We start from the raw sequence: 23,408 nt of genomic DNA on the forward strand, positions 1-23,408 counted from the left end.
GATGGAGCAAACATGGCAATTATCTAATCCTATTATTGGTATTGTAATAGTTATCGCAACATTCGTACTATTTTACGCTGTAAGTTATTTTTCCAACCGTGCAAGTAAATCCGTCGAAGACTTATATGCTGCTGGCGGTGGTGTAGGACCAGTAACCAATGGTCTTGCAATGGCATCAACATACATGAGTTTAGCTACATTTTTAGGGGTAACTGGATTAATCCTAAATCTCCAAGTTCCATTCGTTATGTTATGGATCCAAATGATTTTAGCTATTCCATTAATCACAATTATTTACGGAACATCTTTACGTCGTATGGGTGCTTTCTCACCTACTCACTTTGTTCGTGAACGTTATGGTGTTACTGCTTCAATTATTGCAGCATTATTTATGATCTTAGTATCTATCATGTACGCACTAGGACAAATGATCGGTATTGCTGTTACATTTGAAACGTTACTTGGTATTCCTTATATTACTGGACTTATTGTTGGTGGTATTTTAATTGTTGGTTATGTAACCATTGGTGGTATGAGTGGAGCTACAAACAATGCTGCTATTCAAATGGTTATTATTGCACTAATGTTTATCGTTCCACTAGGAGCTATCATGAAAGCAATGGGTGGAACTGGTTGGTACTTCCCTCCACTTTTATATGCAGATATGGTTCCTGCCATGTTAGAAGCAATGCCGAGTTTCTTTGACTACCAATATTCTTCTAAATGGTATTTTGCAATCATTCCTGCATTAACAATTGGTTCTCTTGGATTACCTCACTTGGCGATGCGTATTTATACAGCATCTAGTTTAAAAAGTGCACGTCAAGCAATGGTATGGTTTGCATTAGTTTTAGGTCTTGTTTTCTCTGCAACATATGCAATGGGATTTGCAGGTGTATACTACACGCAAATTTCTGGAGTAGAAATTTCTTCTGCAGATGCGGATAAGCTTACAATTATCTTAAACTTAGTTTATAACCCTGAATGGGTAACAGCACTTGTTATTGCTGGTGCGATCTCTGCTGGTCTATCTACTTTAAGTGGTAACTTACTAGCAATCGGTGCTCTAATTTCTCAAGATATTGTTACAACACTTAAGCCAAACTTAACAAGTAAATCTAAAGTACGTTTAGGTTATATCTCAATTGCAATGGGTGGTTTAGTCAGTGTACTATTAGCATTTAATCCACCTGAATTCTTAACCGTAAGTATTCTATGGGCCTTTGGTTTAGCAGGCGTTACCAATGCTCCTCTCATCATGATGGGTGTATGGTGGAAAGAAGCGAATAGATACGGCGCAATGGCAGCTTCTGTAGTTGGTGGAATTCTGTACATCATCGTTTCTCCTTTCGTATTCCCTAACATTGTAGTTAGTGGTCATGCCTTAACAGATGGTATGGGATTATCTGGAGCAATGTTATGTGTACCACTTAGCTTTATTTTACTAATTGTAGTATCATATATTACAAATCGTATCCCAGCTTTACAAAAGAACTTACCTACTAAGGCTGATCACAAGTTAATTGAACGAATTCATGGTTGGAACGACGTTAACCCAGCTCGTTACAACAGCACATTTGGTGCATTTTTAATTACTGCAGTAAGTATTGCCATCTTTGTCTGGGCACTAATGCCTTGGCAGTTTTAATACAGAGAAGCTTTGGACACGTTTGCTGGACCGAAGCGACCTTGAGCTAGGCTAGACACTAGAAAGGCAGAAGCGCTCTTTTAGGGGGTGCTTCTGCCCATATAAGAGAATAACGAGTTTAAAACAAATGGATTTAAAAATGAGGGGATATTTATGACAGGGTTGATACTTTATATTCGCACCATCCTACTAAAAGACGAAGCTATATCTGAACTAACGAAATCACCAAAATGGAATATATGGGGTCACCTTGTTACTATCCTTCTAGGAATTATATATGGCTTTATTTCTATTCAGCAAAATAGGGACTATATTTCTAGCTTCGAAGCTGAATTTTTAAGAGATATTGTCGTACCAGGATTTTTTATCATCGCAGGAATTATCATGGTATTCTTAACGAGAATTGCCCTAACCCTACTTCTTTGGGCTGCTTCTCGTGGATTCGGAGGACCTGGTTTACTCGGACAAATATTCCGACTTACAGCAGGTGCTCTTATACCATCTATTCTAGCGATGCCTGGGTTTATTGCTGACAGCCTTGATGCGACTGTTCCATTCATTGCAGTCGTTGGTGTGATATTAGGAATTGCGTGGATGTACTTCATTTGCGTGAGGATCGTACTTATTATACAGAAGTTTGTCCCATGGAAAGCATATACAGCCGTACTCGTAATCTTCATTTTCTTTATCAGCATTTACTACATCGTTACACCGCCAGCAGCATAAAAATGGTGCCAGGCACCTTTAGTTCGCTAAAGGTGCCTGGCACTTTGTATATACAGAAGAAGAGGATGACAACTAAGTCATCCTCTTCTTTATTTATATTTAAATTTTATTATTGTCCGTACTCTTCGTTATCAAGTTGATTGCGATAGTGCATCGCTTTACGGTGAAATATGAAGGCCATCACTAAAGATAACACGATACCACCCATCATATATTCTGCATAGTTTCCAGTCATAGGAACATCATTCGGAATTATGAGGCCAAGAAACATAAATACGCTTAAGGACAATAAGATAAAACCAAATCGCTTGTAATCTTCAACTTTTCCCTTTATTTCACGAATTTTCTTGTTATCATCCATGTTTACATTCCTCCCTACTAACACTCTTCTATTCTAGCATAGAAAAGTGTTAACAAGAGGATGTAACTGTTGTTACTAGAGGGATATATAGGATATTGAAAGCAAATTGGTATAGCCTTTATGTATGAGAACTTACCTTGAAAATACTTATTGTTATTTTTTAAGTTGTTCTACAATAAGTAAAACGAGGTTTGCAGAGTTCACGGATGCTGTTTCTAAAAACTGATCGTACGAAACTTTCGCATCACTCCCAGCAATATCTGATAGCGAACGAATAATGACAAATGGACAGTCGAACTGGTGACAAACTTGAGCAATTGCACCTGCTTCCATTTCAGCACAATAAGGGTTATTAAAACGTGACCTAATATCTTCAACACGTGCATGGTCACTCATGAATGAATCTCCGGAAACAATTAATCCCTTAACTGAATGAACTCCTACATCATTCGCAGCCTCTTCTGCTATTTCTACTAATTCTGGATTTGGAGAATAGAAAGCTGGCATTCTTGGGACTTGACCGAATTCATAGCCGAATACCGTTGCATCTACATCGTTATAGCGTACTTCTGTTGAGATGACAATATCTCCAACTTTTAATCCTTCATGGAAGCCGCCTGCAGATCCAGTATTAATAATTTTTTCAACATTATATAGCTGAATAAGTAAAGTCGTTCCGATTGCTGCATTTACTTTTCCAATACCTGATTTTAATAAAACAACATCAAGACCATTTAAATTTCCTTCGTGAAATTCACAGCCTGCAATCGTTTTATCCACACGATTGTCTAATTTACTTTTTAATAATTCTACTTCCTCATCCATTGCACCAATTATTCCAATTCTCATTAAAATCTTCCTTTCATCCATCATTTACTTCAACATTTTTCCTTACATCGCAGTAAAGTATACAATTTCCAATGTTCTTGGTATATTATAACTGAAATTTGATTAAAAGGGAGAAATAACAATGCAAATTCATTTAGATACTATTGAAGATAAAGTTGAATGTTTCGAAGCAAGAAGCTTAAAAGAATTAGAAAAGAAAATTAATGAGCAAATAGATAACAATAAAGTCCTTATGCTACAAGTTCATCATATTCAACATCATGTATACATTGATCAAAAAACATCTTTACCCATCTATACAGCTGTTGTACATTTTAAAGCTAAAAAATAGTTAGTCATTAAGAAGGCCCCACACCATTTAGAATGGGCGGGGCCTTCATTTATTGTTACATGTTATTTTAAGGGATTATAAATATGGATTTGAAGACAATTGGATAACTTCTACAGGTCTCCAGCCACGATCTGTTACCCACTCGATCCTAACTCGATAAGGCGTATTTTTATTTGCTGGATCACTTACGGTTCCAACTGCGCTCATCGGATCGCCACCGTTTTCAATTCGCCAGATAATGATATCATCACCTAAGCCTGTTGCGTATTGAATAGCATGCGTCATTTCTTTCCAGTTTACATGGTCCTTTGAAAAGTTGATTTCAAATGGTTCGCTTTGAACAGTACCAATTGGCATCCATTCGCCTTCGAATAACTCTTCTTCCGTTCTTTCTTCATCTTCTTCTCTAGCTTCTTCATTTTCCACTTCTTCTTGAGAAGATTCAATTTCTCTATCATTTTCTATAGTTTGGCTAGTTTCTTCACTTTGATCCTCTTGTTGATCTTGTTCTTCTTGTTGTTCCTGTTCATTATCAGCAATCACTTCTTCGCTACCAGAGGTAAAGAATAATTGCACAGCAACGTATATAATTAGGATAGCTACAATCCCGATTGCTACGTTGTATAACCGGTTTAAACGGCGTTTTTTACGTTGATCATATCGAGTTGAGTAGTTCATTAACGATCTCTCCTTCCCAATTTCAAACCTAATACTACCATGCAACTTATTAGATTCCTAGTTATTTTACTACTATTTCTTCAACGTTACTAGTAATTTATGAGCCTGGCTGGGGCTTTTTCCTGAAAATTTTCATAAATAGCTATCTGTGGTCTACTCTCACCGATAGCTAATCTTAATTGTTCCTCATTGATATCATCTGAACCTACAGAACCAAAGCTTGTAAAAGTTGGTCGACTTCTATGATAGGACCATCCCCCATAATCAACTCCAAAATCAGGCCCGAAAAATCTATATAAAGGGTCATCCTCTGGAATTACAATACTGACACCAAGGTCGTGAAGTAACTTAGGATCGGAAAGATGAGATCCAGAAAGAACAACCTGATAACGAACCCCGTAAAATTTAGTTCCATTTATATTTTCTTGTTCATACCGCAATTCAATCGATTCAACAGAAATATGTTCGATAATTTCTTCTTTTGTATTCAGTGGTGGAGATGACAAAGCAACAGCTGATCCAACTACAGCTGTCATGAGAAGGACGAACGTACTTAAAAATGCCCCTGTCATTTGAAACTTCTTGTTCATCTTATAAAAGTTATCATAACTTCGAATAGAAAAGGCAATTGCAAAGACTAGTAGTAATAACGTACTAATGAAAAAGAACTGATTTAATAGTGGTTCAATTGTTTGGATAGGTCTCCCAAATATTCTACTCGTTGGCCAACTTATAAACATTGGAATGAATATCGCACCTACAATAAAAATTCTCCCCACCCAATTAGCCACTTGGGCATCATAGGTAAAATAAAAGAAAAGATAAGAGCTAATAAACAAGAGAATTAATGCGTTCATTAGTAACACAGCGCCCCCTGTATACCCAATTCCGACAGAATGCCCTAATATCGTTTGAACAAAGAATAATGTCCCGAAAGTAACTGCGTTAATACTAAGGACAATAATTAAGGCCGAACTAAATTTAGCTAGTACTATTACCTTTATTGGAATCGGCAACTGCCACATTCGTTTATCGACTCCGCTCAACTTCTCAGTGTTACAAATATGGGTTACCAGACCGTAGCTCATTAAAGTATTAAACAACACAATAAAAAAGATAATTCCACTTAAATCATTATATTGAAATCCTCCCATACTACTAATATACCAAGTGATAAAAAGTTGAAAAAATATCGTTATTGGTATAAATATCATGGAAATATTTTTTAAAGATAGTAGATCTTTTTTAATCAAGGATTGCATGATTCGGCCCCCTTTCTACTACATAGTATAGAATCTCATCTAGAGTAGCAGGCCGATATTGTGCCTCAAACTGTTCTTCTTGGTCTCTATCAATAATCCCTGTCGTTTCATACATACCTTTTTGATAACTATAAATTCCCGTTTTAGGTAAATTCGTTTGGGGGGATACTGTGAAATAAAGATAATTCTCTTTCAACTGCTCTTTTTCTTCATAAAGCAAAACTTGACCTTCTTTCAAGAAAATAACGTAATCGGCGATTTGTTCAAAGTCAGTTGTGATGTGAGAGGACAGAATAACGGTTTTTTCTCCTGTTTCAATCCACTGTTGTAACAACATTAACAATTCTTGTCTAGCTACAGGATCTAGGCCTGCTGTTGGCTCGTCTAAAATAAGCACTTTGGGATGGAAGCATAAAGCTAAGAGCATATTTAGTTTAAGCTTCATGCCTTTAGAGAGATGATGAATTTGCTTTTTGGGCGGTAACTTAAATTCATTTAATAGCCTATCCTCTAGTTCAATATCCCAATTAGGGTAAAAAGAAGAAACAAAATCGATTGCTTGTTGAACGGTAAAGTAACTATACATATTCATCTCTTCGGACACGTAGCAGATAGTCTCATTAAAATTCACTCGGTCTTGATCATACGAAATATTTGCAACCTGAACCTCTCCAGACAAAAAAGGTTCAGCATGTGATATTCCTTTTAAAAGCGTTGTTTTTCCAGCCCCATTTCTTCCTATCACTGCTGTTATGAAGCCTTCCTTAATGTTTAAATCAATTGGGCCCAATTGAAAATCTTTATATGACTGAACTGCCCTTTTAACCTTAACAACATTACTCATTGTTTTCCTCCTTTAACCTATGAATAATCGTGACCATCTCATCTAAGGTTAACCCTAAGCTACCACCTAAATGAAATAACTTGTTAGCCTCTTCCTCGAATTGCTGTTCTGCTTTTTCTTGTAAGATACTTTTATCTGTTGATTTGACAAATGTTCCTCGACCTGCACGTGTATAAATAAACTCTTCTTGTTCTAGCTCTGAATAGGCCCGTTTTACAGTAATTACACTCGTTTGAATGCTTTTAGCGAGTGCTCTAATCGAAGGTAGTTCTGTGTCCCCTGCTAGTGTTCCATCAATTATTTGTTGTTTAATTTGAACTTTAAGTTGTTTATATAATGGTTCCTTTGATTCATTGGATAGGTGAATCCACATCTTGTCACCTCTACTGTATATAAAGTATATACACAGTATATACCCAATTAAATCCCAATACAAGGAAAAAAGCCGCTCTTTAGAGCAGCCAAAATTTATCTTCCATAAAGTATGTCGTTTTAGTTACTACTTTCATACATTGTAGGAAGTATGACATTTTTGTCGAATGAAGATTAAGACATAGTCCATTTTTGCTAATTATATCTATCACGCAATCAAAAAGTAGCACTTAAGCTTCAATTTAGAAAATACATGGACCTTTTTGTCAAAAAATGAAGGTTTTTATCAATTTTTGCGGAATAAATGTTTAGTTTTTTGTAAAACGACGTTAAAGATATTTTTATTAGAGAAGAGGAAGTATTGTGTCAAAAAAGTCAAAAGAACATAGTGAATTCCTACCCCGTGCAGTCAGACATAAAAAAAAGAAGAAAAAATGGTCTTCATTCATCCTTCTAACAGTTATATTAACGTTAAGTTTAGGTGGAATTACAGCTGCTGTATTAAACTTAGGCTTAACCCCTCAACTACAAACAGGAGGCTTTGACCAAGAACAGGATCAAGAAGATGATGATCAAAGTGAAAACGAACGAGCAGATGAACAAAATGAGACAGATGATCCGAGTGAGGAAGTTAATGAAGAGCCGCTAGAGGAGTCGGAGGAGAACAATGATAGCAACGTAAGTGAAGAAGAAAGACAAGAAAAAGAATTAAATGAAGAAGAACAAGAAACTAACCCAAGTGAAGATAAAGAGCCTCCTAAAGACAGTTCGAAACCTAAAGAAAGTGAAGCTCCTAGTAAAGAAACGAGTAAACCCATTAATGATGAGAAAACCGATATCGTCATTATTCATGAAGTAGCTCCAAACGAAACTTTATATACTATCACTAAAAAATACTATATCAATCCAGATGAGCAGCAATATAAGGTAGCTAAATTGAATAACCTTTCTAACCCTGCTACAGACCTTAAAGTCGGATTAAAATTAAAACTACCAGACCCTGACATCATAGCACTCCATAAAGTTGTTCACGGAGATACTCTCTTTAAAATTACAGTTAAGTATTATGGTAATGCAAATAACTTAATGGCACTTGCTAATTATAATCATATTATTAATCCTTCAACAGATGTTAAAGTTGGAATGACAATACAAATTCCTCATCCTACTTTACTAAAAGAAGTTAAACAACTGAATGGCTATTCAATAAAAATAAATAAAACCGCTAATACATTAACTGTTTACCTTAATTCTGACATCGTTAGGACCTTTCCTGTTGCTACAGGGAAAACTCCATCATTAACTCCAGAAGGCACCTTTAAGATTGTAAACAAAGTTGAGAAGCCTTGGTATAATCCGAAAAGTATTCCTGGTGGTGACCCTAGAAATCCATTAGGGAGTCATTGGCTCGGCCTGAATGTACCTGGAACAAATAACTATATTTACGGTATTCACGGAACGAATGATCCTTCTTCTATAGGTAAACACATTAGTCTGGGCTGTATTCGAATGCATAACGAGGATGTTTTATGGATGTACAACACTATTCCACTACAAACACCAGTTTATATCTTTAGTGAATAATCTTCTTATACCTTTTAATCTAATCAAAAAAAACCAACATCATTTGGAAAACCTCTTATCCAAATGATGATAGCTATTGGACCGTTACCAAGCGGTAGCTTGGTTCTTCACGCTTTAGCGTGAAGCTTTTGAACATAAGTTTATGAGAATTGCCTTGAGAGAAGAAAGGGCCATTCAAAAAAGAACTGCTCAATATGAACAGTTCTTTTTGTTTATATTTATTTAACTTCTAAAATTTTAACTTCCATTTCGCCAGCAGGTGTATTAACTGTTACTTTATCACCAACTGATTTTCCAAGAAGGCTTTGAGCCATTGGAGAGTCGTTAGAGATCTTGCCTTCAAAAGGATCAGATTCCGCACTACCAACGATAGTATATTCTTCTTCGTCACCTTCTGGAAGTTCAACGAAGCGAACTGTTTTTCCTAATGAAACGACAGAGCTATTTGTTTGATCATCTTTAATGATTACCGCATCACGGATCATTTTTTCTAAAGTTGAAATACGTCCTTCAACAAATGCTTGCTCTTCTTTTGCTGAATCGTACTCAGAGTTCTCTGAAAGATCTCCAAAGCTACGAGCGATTTTGATACGCTCTACAACTTCTTTACGCTTTTCTGTTTTTAAATACTCTAATTCTTCTTCTAATTTTTGTTTCCCTTCAAGGGTCATATAATGTGTTTTTTCTTCAGCCATGACGTTCACTCCTCTTTCCTACAACAAAAGTAAATTACTTTATGAAATAATTCTTTTAGAAAATAAGGCTATGTAAAAGAAAAGCAAGGTATATCACCTCGCTTTTCTTTATCCCATTAGGTCTTTAAAGCCTCTTTAAAGATACTTATAGTATAAACAAAAACAACGTATCCTGCTATGCTGATATGATAAGTTTTTACTTTTTTTTCTTGTTTTTACTGTTTCTTCGTTAGAAACGACTGGGCTTCAACAATAGATCGAATTTTTGTAGCCATTAAATCGATTGCGACTCTATTTTGTCCACCTTCAGGAATAATAATATCTGCATACCTCTTTGTTGGTTCGATAAATTGTAGATGCATTGGTCTTACTACAGTTGTGTATTGTTCAACAACTGAATCCAACGTTCTCCCTCTGTCTTGAATGTCCCTCGCTAATCTTCGTAAAATTCGAATATCGGCATCTGTATCAACAAATACTTTAATATCCATAAGATCACGAAGACGCTTGTCTTCTAAGATGAGTATTCCTTCGAGGATAATAACATCCTTTGGAAAAACTGGAATAACTGTATCTGACCTCGTATGCTGGGCATAGTCATATACTGGGACTTCAATGGACTCGCCGTCTAAAAGCATTTGCAAATGTTTCATTAGAAGTTCATTATCAAATGCTAGCGGGTGATCGTAATTCGTATTTAGTCTATCTTCAAAGGATAAGTGACTTTGATCTTTATAATATGCATCTTGTTCAATTAATACTATAGATTTTTCACTAAATTGGTGAAATATTTCTTTTGCAACGGTGGTTTTACCAGAGCCCGTTCCTCCTGCGACACCAATTATAATTGGTTTTTGTTTCATTATTTAACCTCTTTACGCATCATATTCCAAGGATATACAGGTTTGTTTACTTTAATTTTAATAATTTGAAGTGGGTGGCGTGCTGCATCTAATTCATTACCATCCTCATCCCAAATCGTACCAACTGTTTGAACAAAGTTTTCAATCTCTGGGCCGAAGAACTCAATTTCATCTCCTGGTTTAAAATGGTTACGTTGTTGCAATGTAACCATGCCTGTCTCATCATCATAGTCTAGAACAAGACCTGCAAAATCATACGTCGTACGTTTAGGATGAATACCATACATTTGTTCTTTATAAGTTGGTGTACCCTCAAAGAATTGTGGCGCAAAGTCGCGATTAGCACACTTTTCTAATTCCTCTAACCATTCAGTCTTGATAGCAAAGTTTTCTGGGTCCTCACAATAAGCATCAATTACTTTTCGATAAACAGATGTTACTGTAGCAACATAGTGAATTGATTTCATACGTCCTTCTACTTTTAAGCTGTCAATCCCTGCTTCAATGAGTTGCGGTATTGATTGAAGTAAGTTTAAGTCTTTCGGACTCATTGTATATTGTGTATCACTTTCTGCAAATAGAGGAATTTCTTTAACTAATCCTTTACTTTCCTCTTTTTGTTCAAAAAGGTCGTAATCCCAACGACAGGACTGACAACAGCCACCACGGTTAGAGTCACGAGCTGTCATATGGTTACTTAACACGCACCGGCCTGAATATGCAATACACATAGCCCCGTGAATAAACGTTTCAATTTCGATATCAACGTGCTTTTTCATTTCTAACATTTCTTCTAAACCAACTTCTCTAGCTAGTACCACACGCTCTAAACCTTGCTCTTTCCAGAACTTAACCGCTAACCAGTTACTTAAAGATTGTTGTGTCGATAAGTGCACTTCCACATTCGGTGCAACTCGACGACATGTTTCTATAATTAATGGATCGGCAACAATAATTCCTGTAACACCTACTTCTTGTAGGCCTTCTAAATATTCTTCTAAGCCATCCATATTTTCATTATGGGCAAAAATATTTGTTGTAACATATACCTTTGCACCGTTGCGATTTGCAAATTCTACTCCTTCACGCATTTCTTCTTTCGAGAAGTTATCTGCATTTGAGCGGAGTCCGAACTCTTGTCCACCGATAAAAACAGCGTCTGCGCCATAGTGGACGGCAATTTTTAGTTTTTCTAAACTACCTGCTGGTGCTAGTAATTCAGGCTTTTTTGTAATGACACGTTTTCCAGTTTCATTTACTTCTGAAATAGCTTGCATCCTTTTCCCTCCTTAATAAACCGTTTCTTTAAAGAAAAATCCTGTATCAATGTCACGATTTTGTGGTTGGATTTCACGAATTTTTTCAACATACTCTTCTTTTTTGTCTGCATATGCATCTTCATCTGTTAAATACAATTCAATTGCTTCTTTATATAATTTAGTCACTGTTTCCATATATTCCGTACTCTTAAGAATGCCATCAATTTTGAACGAATCAACTTCAGCATCAATCATTTCCTCGAGTTCATCAATAATACAGATGTCTTTAGGACTCATAATGTGTGTACCATTTTTATCTTCAAAGATCGGATACTTTGCATTACGCTCTTTATCAAATAAGAACATTTGACGTTCTTTATTAGTTTTCTCAACAGAAAGATTTTTACCTTGGAATTCAAAGTAATTACCGACTAATGAACGTTTTGATTGAAACATATTTGTCATCCCGTGAACTTGCACTTCAATTTCTACTTCTGCATTCTCTTTGCTCTCAACGATTGCATCCATATTAATTTCTCTTGCTAGGACAGCTCGAGTAGCACCTTGTCTACCCCAATAGTTAGCTGTGTACCAGTTCGTTGCTGTTGTTTCAGGGTTCCAATGTAGCTTCATATTAGGAGCAACTTCCCGTGCAATCATTATGATAGCTGGATCACCAAATACAATGGCATCTACATCCGTATCGTTAAGAAACTTCATATATTCCGAAACATCATTTAGGTGTTCATTATGCAAAATGGCATTAATGGCAACATAGACCTTCGCTCCATGAGCGTGCGCAATCTCTTTCGCTTTTCTTATATCTTCTCTATTAAATTCCCCTGCTAAACGTAACCCAAAGCGCTGTTCTCCGATTAAAACAGCATCTGCACCTGCTTTTATTAATCGTTCAACCGCTTCTACACTATTGGGGGTGACTAGAATTTCTGGTTTCTTCCCCATGTCTTACACCTACTTTACTTTTTTATTGATAAGGCAATGCCATCTCCTACTGGTAAAATGGTTGTAGTAAACTGCTCGTTCTTCATCAACCACTCATTGTAGCGGCGTAGTTTTTTTGCCATGCCTGCATGATTTTTATTATCGATATTCTCTTCAGCTACAAAGCCTCGGAATAATACATTATCTGAAATAATTACCCCACCTGATCTAACAAATGGTTTGTATATTTGAAAAAATTTCTCATATTGTCCTTTAGCAGCATCAATAAATAATACATCAAATTGGGGATAAAATTCAAGTTGTTCGCTTACTTCTAAAGCATCGCCGAAGATGATATCAATTCTATCCGTCAATTTTGCTTTTTCAATATATTTTAAAGCTTGCTTATATCTAGGCTCATCGCGCTCTATCGTAACAACCTTTACTCCATCAACTGCTTCAGCCATTCGAATCGCCGAATAGCCAATCGCTGTTCCAATTTCAAGAATCGAATTTGGTTGTTGGATTCTTAACAACTGTAACATCGCTTCAATACCGACCAATTCCATTATAGGGATGTGATGGATGCTAGCAAATTCCTCCATCTCTAAAAGCAGTTCATTACGATCTGGTATAAGCGATTCGATATAGTCATTTATTTTATGTTCATTAGGAAGCATGTTTTTTCCTCCTTAGTATTCCACACTCGATAACGCTTTATTTTACCATAATCCTAACGGTTCTGCGAAATCTATAGACAATTAAGATCATTGTTAAAAGTTAACTAATTAAGTAATAAAACCAACACATTTCAAGGGTTGACTTATTTATCAATGATTAGACGTAAATTTATCGAGATAATCAATAAAACCTATTTTACAGTGAAAAGCACTAGGCTACTGAACTAGACCTAGTGCTTAAACATTTGTATTATTCGTCTTCTTCCGCTTTATTTTCTTCAGAGTTTGCAGCTTCTGCCCATTCGTGGCGATACTCTTGAACAATGCGGTTATGTTCCTCATAAGTAGTAGAGTATAATACGTCTCCACCGTATCTCGCATAGAAATAAATATATTCCGTTTCCTCTGGTTCAAAGGCCGCCTTTATTGAAGCTTCACCTGGATTTGCAACTGGTCCAATTGGTATCCCCGCATACATATACGTATTATATGGAGAGTCCACTCTTAAATCTGCATAAGAAGTCATATATAAATGTTCGCCAATCGCATATGCAACAGTTGGATCAACCTGTAACCTCATATTCCGATCTAAACGATTATATAAAACACCTGATATTGTATAACGATCTTGTTCTTTTTGCGCCTCTCGCTCAATAATTGATGCCAACGATAAGGTTTCGTGAACTGTATAGCGGTGATCTGGATAAATTGATATATACTTTGCTACAATTTTATCTGTTCTTTCAATCATTGACTCAACAATTGTCTCGATCGATGCATCTTCATCTAGAAAGTCGTACCGGGCTGGGAATAAATAGCCCTCTAAAGGATAACGTATACCTTCTTTAAGAATATCGTCAGTCAATACGGTATAACGGTCAATTAATACCTCTAGGTACTCTTCGTCATTTAGCGTTTCCATGATTTTCTGTTTATCATGGTCAGTATTTTGAGCAATTAGCTTGGCTACGTTTTCTAACCATAACCCTTCTGGAATTGTAAAGACAAGGTCTGCTTCTTGCATCAGTCGGCCTTCTTTAAGCTCCTCGATAATTTGATCTAATGTCATTGCTTTAGATAACTCATAATTACCTGCTTGAAAGCCAGTTTCGTTATTATATCTTACATAATACCTGAAAAACGAACCACTTTTAATAACTCCCTCTTCCTCAAGGATCCTACCAATTTGTGAACTTGAAGAACCAATCGGGATTTCTACATTGACTATTTCTGTACTTTCAGCATCCATCGCACTTACTGCTGATTTAATATATAAATAACTAAAAGTTACTCCTGAAATAAAAAATAATAAAATAATGGCTACACAAATAAGAACAATTTTACGGACGATTTTTGCCCTCCGTACTTTTTCTGCGTAATTGTCTAGTTGTTCTTCTTTTTTATGGTCACTCACTAGATATCCCCCTTTCTCGTTTACCATTATACTACAAAACATTTCATTATTCGTGTAAAAAAGACAGAATTTATTTCCAGAGACTAAATTGTACCGCATCTAACGTAGTTTAAGCTGTTTTTACTTCCCTCACTTATTTCGTAGATCCTAAGATCCTAAAATACTAAAACTTTTTTATAGAGATAGCCTGATGAATACACCGACAGTACAAATTAGAAAACCTAAAAAAAAAAACAGAGCCAAATGGCTCTGTTTCTAAATTATTATTCTTCGTCGTCTTGCTCTTCAACGAATGTATTGAGCATTTCTTCAACCATCGCCCATTCCTCATCCGTTTCAATCGGCATTAAAGCGAGATCACTTCCATCGTCGCCTTCTTTATCCTCGTATTGGAAAGCAATAACTTCTTGCATATCATCCTCGAGATCTTCGTCTTCACTATCTCCTACTGGTACGAGCAGGATGTAATTCTTACCTGTTTCATCTACAGTAAACTTAAAAAGTTCCTCGAATAAATGCTCGTCCCCATTTTCATCTGGGATAATGATACGTTCTCTTTCTTCTTGTGTCATACTACACCTCTTCGTTAATTTGATTTGCTATCTAAATAGCCTTGCAATATAATCACTGCTGCCATTTTATCAATGACTTGTTTACGCTTTTTACGACTAACATCTGCAGAAATTAACATTCTTTCAGCTGCAACCGTTGTTAAGCGCTCGTCCCATAGGATGACAGGACATTCAACATGTTCTCCTAGTTCTTCTGCGAAATGTTGACATGCCTCACCACTTGGTCCGATCGATCCGTTCATATTTTTAGGTAAACCGACAACGATGCTTGCTACATTATACTCATTCGCAAGGTTAACAATGTAATTGACATCGGCTGCCGGGTCATCCTCTTTGCGCCTTAGTGTCTCAATTCCTTGAGCAGTCCATCCTAATTCATCACTTACAGCAATTCCAATTGTTTTAGTGCCTACGTCTAAGCCTAAAATTCTCATTACTTCTCCTTTTGGTGCTGTGATAAATAAGACTTTACTAGCTCCTCAATTAATTCGTCACGCTCTAACTTTCGGATAATTGTCCTTGCATCCTTGTGTCTAGGAATGTATGCAGGGTCCCCTGATAAAAGATATCCTACAATTTGATTAATTGGATGATAACCTTTCTCCTCAAGGGCTTCATAAACCGTTAGCAGCACTTCGCGGACATCGACATCAACCGTGTCTTCTTGAATATTAAATTTCATCGTATTGTCCATTGAGCCCATCACAAACACCTCTTTCTATACTGCCTATTTCCGTGAGTATTCATACCCACAGTAGTTTGATTTAATTGTACACTATATTTTCCTTTTTAGGAAATTGATTTTATATATTCTTCTACATAATTTAATGCACTTTCAAGCTTTTCAGGGTCTTTACCACCTGCCTGCGCCATGTCAGGTCGGCCACCGCCACCGCCGCCGCAACGAGTTGCAACTTCTTTCACTAGTTTACCTGCATGGAAACCTTTTTCGACAAGGTCTTTAGATACACCAGCAACGATGTTTACTTTTCCTCCACTTGCTGCACCTAGTACGATAACTCCTGAAGTAATTTTATCTTTCAGTGTATCCATAATTCCTCGTAAATTATCCATATCTGTAGCTTGAACTTGTTTAATTAGTGCTTTAGTTCCAGCAATTTCTGTTACTTCATTAATGAGGTTACCCGCTTCCATATTTCCTAACTTTGCACTTAAAGATTCATTTTCACGTTGAAGGTCACGGATTTGTTGTTGCATAGTTTGAACACGTTGAGGAACATCCTTAAGGTTTTTCGCTTTTAGAAGGTCAGCAGCATTACGTAATAGATCTAGTTGTCCATTCATAAACTCATATGCCCCTTGACCTGTGACTGCTTCAATCCTTCTAACGCCAGCTCCAATTCCTGATTCAGAAATCACTTTAAACAGCCCGATTTCCGCTGTGTTTTGGACATGACAACCACCGCATAGCTCAATGCTGTAATCACCGACTTGAACAACACGAACTACATTACCGTACTTTTCACCGAAAAGAGCCATTGCTCCCATTGCCTTAGCTTCTTCAATGTTCTTACTCATAATATTAACCGAAATGGCACTCCAAATCTTTTGGTTTACAATTTCTTCAATTTGCGTTAGCTCTTCACTTGTTACCTGGCCAAAATGTGAGAAGTCAAAACGTAATCGGTCTTCTGAAACTAATGAACCAGCTTGATTTACATGCTCTCCCAACACATCTTTTAATGCACGGTGTAATAAATGTGTTGCTGTATGGTTTTTCACAATTCCATTACGGTTCGTTTCTAAAACAACCGCTTCTACTCTTGCACCTTTTTTCAAAGTACCTTCTACTACTTTAACGAAGTGTAGGTTTTGACCATTTGGTGCTTTTTGTACGTCTTCAACATGAGCGGTAAATCCATCACCTGTTAGAACACCTTTATCGGCAACTTGTCCTCCACTTTCAGCATAAAATGGTGTAACATCAAAAATAACTTGAACTATATCATTTGAAGCTCCTGCAAAGTCAGTTAGTTCTTTATTTTTGATAATTACTTCAACAGTAGCCTCTGCTGTCAACTTCTCATAACCTACAAATGTACTTTCAGTTTTTAATTCTCCTAAAACGCGATCTTGAACTTGCATTGAATCGCCTTCTTGACGAGCGGCACGAGCACGTTCTCTTTGACCTTCCATTTCAAGTTCAAAACCTTCGCGATCAATAACAAGACCTTTTTCCTCAACGTATTCTTCCGTTAAATCTACTGGGAAGCCATATGTATCATATAAACGGAATACATCCTTACCGGAAATTGTCGTTTCACCTTTACTCTCAGCATCCGCGATGACTTTAGAAAGAATGGTTAAACCCTCATGTAGTGTTTCATGGAAACGTTCTTCTTCATTCTTGATTACTTTCTGAATAAAGTCCGTTTTTCCCTTTACTTCTGGGTAGAAGTCAACCATAATCTCTCCAACAATTGGAACGAGTTCAAACATAAACGGCTTTTCAATTTGTATAAGCTTCGCATAACGAACAGCTCGACGTAAAAGACGACGAAGAACGTAGCCTCTACCTTCATTTGATGGAAGAGCACCGTCACCAACTGCAAAAGTTACTGTACGAATGTGGTCAGCAATTACTTTAAAAGAAACGTCCGTTTCTTTATTTTCACCGTATTTAACGCCAGAGATCTCCTCTGTTGCTCTAATGATTGGAATAAAAAGGTCTGTATCAAAGTTCGTTTCTACATCTTGAATAACTGAAACTAATCTCTCAAGTCCTGCACCTGTATCAATATTCTTTTTCGGTAGCGGTGTATATGTACCATCTGGGTTATGATTGAATTGTGAAAATACTAGGTTCCATACCTCGAGATAACGTTCATTCTCGCCACCTGGGTATAGTTCTTGATCGTTCTCATCATTCCCATACTTTGGTCCTCGGTCATAGAATATTTCTGTATTTGGACCACTTGGACCTTCTCCAATGTCCCAGAAATTTCCTTCTAGTCGAATAATTCTCTCTTCTGGAATACCAATTTTGTCTTTCCAAAAGTTATATGCTTCCTCATCTTCTGGATGAACAGTAACTGATAAGCGTTCTGGATCGAAGCCTATCCATTTTTCACTCGTTAGAAATTCCCATGCAAAATCAATCGCTTCTTCTTTAAAATAATCCCCGATAGAGAAATTACCTAGCATTTCAAAGAATGTATGATGACGGGCTGTTTTTCCGACATTTTCAATATCATTTGTTCGAATCGATTTTTGTGCATTAGTAATTCTAGGATTTTCTGGTATGACGCGCCCATCAAAATATTTTTTCAATGTTGCTACACCACTGTTAATCCATAATAGCGATGGATCTTCGACAGGAACTAACGATGCACTCGGTTCAACATCATGACCCTTTTCCTTAAAAAAATCTAAATACATCTGACGCACTTGAGCAGAAGTTAACTTCTTCACTATGTATTCCTCCTTAATTCTCGTTAATCATCGTAACCAAAAAAAGTAAATATAAACCTATAAAAGCGGAAGACGCCTGCCTTTTGGACACGGCTGCTGGACCGAAGTGACCTCGAGCAATGGGCGTCTGCAGCTAGACATAGAAAAGCGGCAGTGTCCGTTTGGCTGCGAATAATTGGAGGTGCGAGAACCCAATAAAAAAAACTCTCTTCCCTAAAATAAGGGACGAGAGTTATATTCACGCGGTACCACCCTAGTTATGGACTACAGCAGTCCATCACTTTATATGCTTTAACGCAGCAAAACGGTAGGTTTTTCTACACTCAGGAGTAGCTTTCTGTTACTCTTCGTTTAGCATTTCTTTCAGCCTAGGGAAATGCCTCTCTTTTAAACGGGCTTTAACATACTTGTTCCTTCAACGTATTCATTATATTTTGATTTCAATATTATTATAAAAATCGACACATCAGTTGTCAATGATTGAGTAAATTTGTTCGTAAATGGAGTAGCACCACTTTAACAACAGATAAGACAGGAACGGCTAAAACAAGCCCTAGTATACCTGCCGTCTCTACCCCTATTAATAATGCAACCATAATGAGAATTGGATGCAAATGAACTGATTTTCCAACGATAACTGGTGATAAAATATTTCCTTCAATCTGTTGTAGTATAAAAATTAGTAAGACTGTGAAAACAAGCATTTGCCATGAATGAAGCGCTGCTACAATTATAGCAGGGAAAGCCCCTAAAAAAGCACCAAAATAAGGAATGATATCAGTCATTCCAATGAATAGCCCTAAAATAATCGGATATGGAACTCCTATAATCCACAACCCGATCATCGCTATAATACCAACGCTCATTGAAACAAGAATTTGACCACGAATATAATTCCCTAAGGATTGGTCGACGTCACGTATAAAAGCGACTCCTTCTTTCCTCCACTTTTTTGGAGTGACATACCATGCAACCTTTTCAATTAACTTGTAGTCTTTTAATAAATAAAAGACTAAAAATGGAATTACAATAAAATAAATGAATGAACTTAAAATGGACCCAACAGTATCTAAAATTCTTTCTCCTATAGACTCTGCTTGTGCTTCTAGTCCAGTCATCCAATCTGCTAATTGGGCTTGCATCCCTTCAGGCAAAGCAGAAATTTGCCTTTCAAAAATGGTACTCCATTGTTGGATTTGCTGAATAATATAAGGTAAATTTTCAATAAATTCCCTTAGTTGTTCAACAACATATGGGAATGCAGCGGTAATTAATGAAGCTATTCCCCCAAAAAATAATAAATAGATAATTAGGACCGCCAAAGGCCTTGGAAGCCCATAGGCATGAGCATTTTCAATAATAGGATGTAGTAAGTAAGTAATAATTGCTGCAATCAGTAACGGAATAGCCACTCTTGATAATACTTGGATGACAGGTAACCAGAGTGGAGAGACTTGTAAAAAAAAGTATATACATAATAACACTAAAATAGTGATGGATAGCCTAATAATCCATTTTATCCCTTTTACATTTTCCATTTATATTCCTCCATAGTTATATACTGTACAACTTCTCAAAAACTATGAAGAAAAGCACATCATATCGTGATACCTTTTAACAAAACCAAAAAAGAGACCGATACAAAGGTTGGTTGTATCGATCCCTATACAATATTAAGCGAAGTTTTTCATCATTCGTTTTCTCATTTTCTGTAAATCACTTTTATCTGGGACGAGGTTTTGAATATCGATGTTCGTAATCGGTCGTATCCATTGCATCATTCGTCTTCGGTTACGACGGTCTCTCATCGAGTAAGCAGCGGCACTTATACCAATGGCCATCAATAAATTACGCATACGTCATCACCACCAGATTGGAATTACATTTCTATTTGCAAATCATGGTCTTCAAAAAGATCATCTAAGGAACTAAGTGAGCCGTCTTCTTCAACTTGATGAAGTGATAACTTTCCTTTAGTAATCGTCATTTCAACAAAGCAATTCCAACAATAATATTGGTTTGTTCCTATTTTCCCGATATCTTTACAATTACAGTTTGGACATTGCATAATAGGGTCTCCTCTTTTTTATAATTGAATAACGAGAATATCCTTGCCGATTGTTAAAGGATGATCAGTCTTCACTACTTTACGACCTTCCTTAATATCAGCAATCAATCCTTCTGTTACTTCATACCCTACAATAGTGCCCAATTCTTCCATAAAATATACATCTTCTACCAATCCAAGTTTTTCACCTTCGCTAGTCAATAGCGGTCTCCCTGCGAGCTTTTCCTTCCCTTGCTTTAAATGATGCTCATTGTTCTTTTTATGATAAGGCGAAATATCATTTAAGTCTTGGATCATTAAACTTTCATGGCCGAAGCTTGTAATTGCATCAATCGGAACAAATAGGTGACGATTAAACCATCCTTTCTTATCAACGACAAGACCAGTAACCACTCCACTATCGTTCAGAGTCAAATCATTAACGGTTCCTAGCTCTTCCCCTGTTTTTGCACAAAAAAGAGACTGACCACATATACTTGAAAATGTTCGCAAAGGACCTCCTCCTCTCGAACAGTTATAGTTTCTGACTTTTTCTTAGTCTTCATCCTAGTTTCATGTTACCAATGCTTCCTTTAGCTTATCGCAAAGCATTGAATTTCTAATGTGCTCGTCCTTCTGTTCAATTGCCTGGAAAAGCGCATCATGTTCCCCGCATAAAATTAAAAATTGCTTGGCTCTTGTTACTCCTGTGTAAATTAGGTTGCGTCTTAACATCCGAAAATATCCTTTTACAACAGGCATAATAACGATTGGAAATTCACTACCTTGCGCTTTATGGATAGAAGAACAATATGCGTGTGTAATCTGGCTTAAGTCCTTCTTATTATAAACAACCTCTACGCCCTCGAAAGAAATAACGATTTGATCCATTTTTTCAACGTTCTCCTTGGCATAGATAATTGCAACTATTTCACCCCGATCACCATTAAACACTTGTTCATCAGGATTGTTGATGAGCTGTAGGACAACATCACCTTTTCGATAGACAATATCTCCAAATTCAATTTCTCTTCGACCTTCAATAGGGGGATTCACTAGGTTTTGCAAATGAAGATTTAGGCGTTCAATTCCAGCATTCCCCCTATACATTGGCGCTAAAACTTGGATATCCTTCGGTGTGTAACCTTTTTTTATTGCGTTTAAATACACCTTCTCAATAACTTGCATCACTTGATTTTGGTGACATGGAAAAAAACGACGGTCATCCTTCGCTTCTTTTAAATCTTGTGGCAAAGTCCCATTTTTTATTTCATGAGCAAGCTTAATAATGGAAGACCCTTCCTCCTGACGATAAATATCGGTTAGTTCGACAATAGGAATTGCACGTGATCGAAGCAGATCACTTAACACTTGTCCAGGTCCCACTGAAGGAAGCTGATCTTGGTCTCCAACTAATATAACTTGCATATGGTCAGGAATCGATTTGAACAATTGATTTGCAAGCCAAATATCGACCATTGAAACCTCATCTACAATGAGTAGGTTACCTTCTAATTGTTCAAATTCATTTTTTTCAAATCCTCCATTTCCACCTTTCCACCCTAACAGTCGATGAATGGTTAAAGAAGGGAGATTAGTTGCTTCGCCCATTCGTTTTGCAGCTCTTCCTGTAGGAGCAACTAGCAATACAGGAAAAGGATCTCCAGCCTTATAGTCACTAGGCTCTAATGAAATTCCGTGGAGCTTAGCATAAATTTCTACAATTCCTTTTATAACCGTAGTCTTACCCGTACCTGGTCCCCCAGTTAGAATCATGATGGGGGAGGATAGTGCAGTTTCGATCCCCTTTTTTTGTGATTCTGCATACTCAATCTTTAGCGTTTCCTCTAATTCACCAAGCGATGTTAAAAATTCAGATTGAACAAAAGTTAATGGTTCTTCACGATTAACGAGGCGCTTAATATTTGTTACTAACCCTTTTTCTGCAAAAAATAAAGTTTTTAAGTAAATCCGCTCTTCTTCAATAACTATTTTTCCTTCTTCGTCCATCATCGTTAAAGCCTTGTCTACCTCTTCTTTTGAGATAGGATTCGTCGTAGATGATAATAAATTGATGACTTCTTGAACAATATGCTCTTGACCTAAAAAAACATGCCCTTGCTGATTGCTTAATTCATTTAAACAATAAATACAACCTGCTTGGACTCGATCGGGATGATTTCCTGAAATCCCAATAGCTTCACCTAGCAAGTCTGCTCTTTTAAACCCAATTCCTTCCACATCCTGAATGAGCTGATACGGGTTATTTTGAATGATATCAAGTGTTTGTTGTTTATATACTTGATAAATTTTTACTGCCAGCTCAATTCCGAAGCCATATTTAGATAAAAACAAAATAACTTGCTCAATTCCCTGATGCTCGACCAGTTGCTCGTAGATTAATGTCCGTTTTTCAGCGTTCAGCTTTGGAACCTTTTCAAGTACTGACGGGTCTTCCAATATTAACGTGATAACTCGCTCACCTAAACTTTTGACAATAGTCTCTGCCGTTTTTTTACCAATACCTGGAAATCGATCACTAGATAAATACTGTATAATTCCTTGAGCCGTTTGAGGGATGTCCCGTCTAAATTGTTCGACTACATATTGTAAACCGAATTTGGGGTGATCATGAAGTCTTCCGAAAAAGATATATACATCATCAGGCTCTACTTTTGGCAACGTGCCAACAACTGTAACTTGGGGATCATCAAGCTCTTCTGTCGACTCTAGAACTTTCACAGCTGCTACAGTATAAAAATTATCTTCGTTATGGAAAATAACGTGGGTAACCTCACCTTTTATGTAAGGAGATTGGTCTTCTTGACTTCCTCGGTTCTCCATTTTAT

At 36.8% G+C, this 23,408-nt stretch carries 25 protein-coding genes and 1 other annotated feature; of the genes, 4 read left to right on the top strand and 21 right to left on the bottom strand.

Annotation, left to right across the window (positions count from 1 at the left end):
* Position 1 precedes the first annotated feature (1 nt).
* Positions 2 to 1,648, top strand: coding sequence for a sodium:solute symporter family transporter (locus GKP30_RS08865; protein ID WP_216829069.1), 1,647 nt, complete (start codon positions 2 to 4; stop codon positions 1,646 to 1,648).
* 153 nt (positions 1,649 to 1,801) lie between these two features.
* Positions 1,802 to 2,374, top strand: coding sequence for a YIP1 family protein (locus GKP30_RS08870; protein WP_216829070.1), 573 nt, complete (start codon positions 1,802 to 1,804; stop codon positions 2,372 to 2,374).
* Between the two features lie 109 nt (positions 2,375 to 2,483).
* Here the strand turns inward: GKP30_RS08870 and GKP30_RS08875 are convergent, their stop codons facing one another.
* Together GKP30_RS08875 and mtnN are read right to left on the bottom strand one after the other, a co-directional pair.
* Positions 2,484 to 2,735 (bottom strand): YrhC family protein, encoded by a 252-nt coding sequence (locus GKP30_RS08875; RefSeq protein ID WP_216829071.1) that lies wholly within the window; start codon positions 2,733 to 2,735, stop codon positions 2,484 to 2,486.
* A gap of 153 nt (positions 2,736 to 2,888) precedes the next feature.
* Positions 2,889 to 3,584 (bottom strand): 5'-methylthioadenosine/S-adenosylhomocysteine nucleosidase, encoded by a 696-nt coding sequence (gene mtnN, locus GKP30_RS08880; protein ID WP_216829072.1) that lies wholly within the window; start codon positions 3,582 to 3,584, stop codon positions 2,889 to 2,891.
* Positions 3,585 to 3,705: 121 nt separating this feature from the next.
* Between mtnN and GKP30_RS08885 the strand changes: the two genes are divergently transcribed.
* Positions 3,706 to 3,915 carry a YrzA family protein gene (locus tag GKP30_RS08885; RefSeq protein ID WP_216829073.1) on the top strand — a complete coding sequence of 70 codons (210 nt, stop codon included), beginning with the start codon at positions 3,706 to 3,708 and terminating at the stop codon, positions 3,913 to 3,915.
* A 75-nt stretch (positions 3,916 to 3,990) separates the two neighbouring features.
* On the opposite strand, the gene GKP30_RS08890 is transcribed toward GKP30_RS08885, so the two are convergent.
* The 4 genes from GKP30_RS08890 to GKP30_RS08905 form a co-directional block, all read right to left on the bottom strand.
* Positions 3,991 to 4,593 carry a YrrS family protein gene (locus GKP30_RS08890; protein WP_216829074.1) on the bottom strand — a complete coding sequence of 201 codons (603 nt, stop codon included), beginning with the start codon at positions 4,591 to 4,593 and terminating at the stop codon, positions 3,991 to 3,993.
* An 89-nt stretch (positions 4,594 to 4,682) separates the two neighbouring features.
* Positions 4,683 to 5,855 carry an ABC-2 transporter permease gene (locus tag GKP30_RS08895; RefSeq protein WP_216829075.1) on the bottom strand — a complete coding sequence of 391 codons (1,173 nt, stop codon included), beginning with the start codon at positions 5,853 to 5,855 and terminating at the stop codon, positions 4,683 to 4,685.
* Complete coding sequence (locus GKP30_RS08900; protein ID WP_216829076.1) at positions 5,839 to 6,699, bottom strand: ABC transporter ATP-binding protein; 861 nt, start codon at positions 6,697 to 6,699, stop codon at positions 5,839 to 5,841. The genes GKP30_RS08895 and GKP30_RS08900 overlap by 17 nt, the downstream gene beginning before the upstream one ends.
* Positions 6,692 to 7,072, bottom strand: coding sequence for a GntR family transcriptional regulator (locus GKP30_RS08905; RefSeq protein WP_216829077.1), 381 nt, complete (start codon positions 7,070 to 7,072; stop codon positions 6,692 to 6,694). The genes GKP30_RS08900 and GKP30_RS08905 overlap by 8 nt, the downstream gene beginning before the upstream one ends.
* Positions 7,073 to 7,434: 362 nt before the next feature.
* Here GKP30_RS08905 and GKP30_RS23880 point away from each other — a divergent pair, with 362 nt between their 5' ends.
* Positions 7,435 to 8,655 (top strand): L,D-transpeptidase family protein, encoded by a 1,221-nt coding sequence (locus tag GKP30_RS23880; protein ID WP_216829078.1) that lies wholly within the window; start codon positions 7,435 to 7,437, stop codon positions 8,653 to 8,655.
* A 218-nt stretch (positions 8,656 to 8,873) separates the two neighbouring features.
* Here GKP30_RS23880 and greA read toward each other — a convergent pair whose 3' ends face one another.
* The 15 genes from greA to recD2 all read right to left on the bottom strand — a co-directional run bounded on the left by greA (position 8,874) and on the right by recD2 (position 23,403).
* On the bottom strand, positions 8,874 to 9,350 hold the full coding sequence (greA, locus tag GKP30_RS08915) for a transcription elongation factor GreA (RefSeq protein WP_216829079.1): 477 nt from the start codon (positions 9,348 to 9,350) through the stop codon (positions 8,874 to 8,876).
* 215 nt (positions 9,351 to 9,565) lie between these two features.
* Positions 9,566 to 10,213, bottom strand: a complete 648-nt coding sequence (udk, locus tag GKP30_RS08920; protein ID WP_216829080.1) for a uridine kinase — start codon at positions 10,211 to 10,213, stop codon at positions 9,566 to 9,568.
* Complete coding sequence (locus tag GKP30_RS08925) at positions 10,213 to 11,490, bottom strand: peptidase U32 family protein (protein ID WP_216829081.1); 1,278 nt, start codon at positions 11,488 to 11,490, stop codon at positions 10,213 to 10,215. Before GKP30_RS08925 ends, udk begins: the two co-directional genes overlap by 1 nt.
* 12 nt (positions 11,491 to 11,502) lie before the next feature.
* Complete coding sequence (locus GKP30_RS08930) at positions 11,503 to 12,435, bottom strand: peptidase U32 family protein (protein ID WP_216829082.1); 933 nt, start codon at positions 12,433 to 12,435, stop codon at positions 11,503 to 11,505.
* Between the two features lie 14 nt (positions 12,436 to 12,449).
* Positions 12,450 to 13,094: an O-methyltransferase gene (locus tag GKP30_RS08935; protein WP_216829083.1), complete on the bottom strand. Its 645-nt coding sequence runs from the start codon at positions 13,092 to 13,094 to the stop codon at positions 12,450 to 12,452.
* A gap of 250 nt (positions 13,095 to 13,344) precedes the next feature.
* Positions 13,345 to 14,508: an endolytic transglycosylase MltG gene (gene mltG / locus GKP30_RS08940; RefSeq protein WP_216829084.1), complete on the bottom strand. Its 1,164-nt coding sequence runs from the start codon at positions 14,506 to 14,508 to the stop codon at positions 13,345 to 13,347.
* A 263-nt stretch (positions 14,509 to 14,771) separates the two neighbouring features.
* A complete protein-coding gene (locus GKP30_RS08945) occupies positions 14,772 to 15,080 on the bottom strand; it encodes a DUF1292 domain-containing protein (RefSeq protein ID WP_216829085.1) in 309 nt (102 codons plus the stop codon).
* Positions 15,081 to 15,094: 14 nt separating this feature from the next.
* Complete coding sequence (gene ruvX / locus GKP30_RS08950) at positions 15,095 to 15,514, bottom strand: Holliday junction resolvase RuvX (RefSeq protein WP_216829086.1); 420 nt, start codon at positions 15,512 to 15,514, stop codon at positions 15,095 to 15,097.
* Entirely contained in the window at positions 15,514 to 15,783 is a 270-nt protein-coding gene (locus tag GKP30_RS08955) for an IreB family regulatory phosphoprotein (protein ID WP_209122861.1), read from the bottom strand. Before GKP30_RS08955 ends, ruvX begins: the two co-directional genes overlap by 1 nt.
* An 86-nt stretch (positions 15,784 to 15,869) precedes the next feature.
* Complete coding sequence (gene alaS, locus GKP30_RS08960) at positions 15,870 to 18,512, bottom strand: alanine--tRNA ligase (RefSeq protein ID WP_216829087.1); 2,643 nt, start codon at positions 18,510 to 18,512, stop codon at positions 15,870 to 15,872.
* A 218-nt stretch (positions 18,513 to 18,730) separates the two neighbouring features.
* Positions 18,731 to 18,940: a binding site (T-box leader), on the bottom strand.
* Between the two features lie 45 nt (positions 18,941 to 18,985).
* A complete protein-coding gene (locus GKP30_RS08965) occupies positions 18,986 to 20,050 on the bottom strand; it encodes an AI-2E family transporter (RefSeq protein WP_216829088.1) in 1,065 nt (354 codons plus the stop codon).
* Positions 20,051 to 20,185: 135 nt separating this feature from the next.
* Positions 20,186 to 20,368 carry a DUF3918 domain-containing protein gene (locus GKP30_RS08970; protein ID WP_216829089.1) on the bottom strand — a complete coding sequence of 61 codons (183 nt, stop codon included), beginning with the start codon at positions 20,366 to 20,368 and terminating at the stop codon, positions 20,186 to 20,188.
* A gap of 23 nt (positions 20,369 to 20,391) precedes the next feature.
* A complete protein-coding gene (locus GKP30_RS08975; RefSeq protein ID WP_216829090.1) occupies positions 20,392 to 20,580 on the bottom strand; it encodes a hypothetical protein in 189 nt (62 codons plus the stop codon).
* Positions 20,581 to 20,598: 18 nt separating this feature from the next.
* Entirely contained in the window at positions 20,599 to 21,072 is a 474-nt protein-coding gene (locus GKP30_RS08980) for a PRC-barrel domain-containing protein (protein WP_216829091.1), read from the bottom strand.
* 60 nt (positions 21,073 to 21,132) lie between these two features.
* Complete coding sequence (gene recD2, locus GKP30_RS08985) at positions 21,133 to 23,403, bottom strand: SF1B family DNA helicase RecD2 (protein ID WP_216829092.1); 2,271 nt, start codon at positions 23,401 to 23,403, stop codon at positions 21,133 to 21,135.
* Between the last annotated feature and the right edge of the window lie 5 nt (positions 23,404 to 23,408).

The organism is Alkalihalobacterium elongatum (genome assembly GCF_019024285.1).
GTDB lineage: Bacteria > Bacillota > Bacilli > Bacillales > Bacillaceae_F > Alkalihalobacterium > Alkalihalobacterium elongatum.

Excerpts from the sequence above, each read along its gene's own strand:
- udk (WP_216829080.1), bottom strand. The coding sequence starts at position 10,213 with ATGAAACAAAAACCAATTATAATTGGTGTCGCAGGAGGAACGGGCTCT.
- GKP30_RS08895 (WP_216829075.1), bottom strand. The coding sequence starts at position 5,855 with ATGCAATCCTTGATTAAAAAAGATCTACTATCTTTAAAAAATATTTCC.
- GKP30_RS08975 (WP_216829090.1), bottom strand. The coding sequence starts at position 20,580 with ATGCAATGTCCAAACTGTAATTGTAAAGATATCGGGAAAATAGGAACA.
- GKP30_RS08900 (WP_216829076.1), bottom strand. The coding sequence starts at position 6,699 with ATGAGTAATGTTGTTAAGGTTAAAAGGGCAGTTCAGTCATATAAAGAT.
- mtnN (WP_216829072.1), bottom strand. The coding sequence starts at position 3,584 with ATGAGAATTGGAATAATTGGTGCAATGGATGAGGAAGTAGAATTATTA.
- GKP30_RS08935 (WP_216829083.1), bottom strand. The coding sequence starts at position 13,094 with ATGCTTCCTAATGAACATAAAATAAATGACTATATCGAATCGCTTATA.
- GKP30_RS08865 (WP_216829069.1), top strand. The coding sequence starts at position 2 with ATGGAGCAAACATGGCAATTATCTAATCCTATTATTGGTATTGTAATA.
- GKP30_RS08875 (WP_216829071.1), bottom strand. The coding sequence starts at position 2,735 with ATGGATGATAACAAGAAAATTCGTGAAATAAAGGGAAAAGTTGAAGAT.
- GKP30_RS08945 (WP_216829085.1), bottom strand. The coding sequence starts at position 15,080 with ATGACACAAGAAGAAAGAGAACGTATCATTATCCCAGATGAAAATGGG.
- ruvX (WP_216829086.1), bottom strand. The coding sequence starts at position 15,514 with ATGAGAATTTTAGGCTTAGACGTAGGCACTAAAACAATTGGAATTGCT.
- GKP30_RS08925 (WP_216829081.1), bottom strand. The coding sequence starts at position 11,490 with ATGCAAGCTATTTCAGAAGTAAATGAAACTGGAAAACGTGTCATTACA.
- GKP30_RS08870 (WP_216829070.1), top strand. The coding sequence starts at position 1,802 with ATGACAGGGTTGATACTTTATATTCGCACCATCCTACTAAAAGACGAA.
- GKP30_RS08905 (WP_216829077.1), bottom strand. The coding sequence starts at position 7,072 with ATGTGGATTCACCTATCCAATGAATCAAAGGAACCATTATATAAACAA.
- GKP30_RS08885 (WP_216829073.1), top strand. The coding sequence starts at position 3,706 with ATGCAAATTCATTTAGATACTATTGAAGATAAAGTTGAATGTTTCGAA.
- GKP30_RS08965 (WP_216829088.1), bottom strand. The coding sequence starts at position 20,050 with ATGGAAAATGTAAAAGGGATAAAATGGATTATTAGGCTATCCATCACT.
- GKP30_RS08955 (WP_209122861.1), bottom strand. The coding sequence starts at position 15,783 with ATGGGCTCAATGGACAATACGATGAAATTTAATATTCAAGAAGACACG.
- GKP30_RS08890 (WP_216829074.1), bottom strand. The coding sequence starts at position 4,593 with ATGAACTACTCAACTCGATATGATCAACGTAAAAAACGCCGTTTAAAC.
- GKP30_RS08930 (WP_216829082.1), bottom strand. The coding sequence starts at position 12,435 with ATGGGGAAGAAACCAGAAATTCTAGTCACCCCCAATAGTGTAGAAGCG.
- GKP30_RS08970 (WP_216829089.1), bottom strand. The coding sequence starts at position 20,368 with ATGCGTAATTTATTGATGGCCATTGGTATAAGTGCCGCTGCTTACTCG.
- greA (WP_216829079.1), bottom strand. The coding sequence starts at position 9,350 with ATGGCTGAAGAAAAAACACATTATATGACCCTTGAAGGGAAACAAAAA.
- recD2 (WP_216829092.1), bottom strand. The coding sequence starts at position 23,403 with ATGGAGAACCGAGGAAGTCAAGAAGACCAATCTCCTTACATAAAAGGT.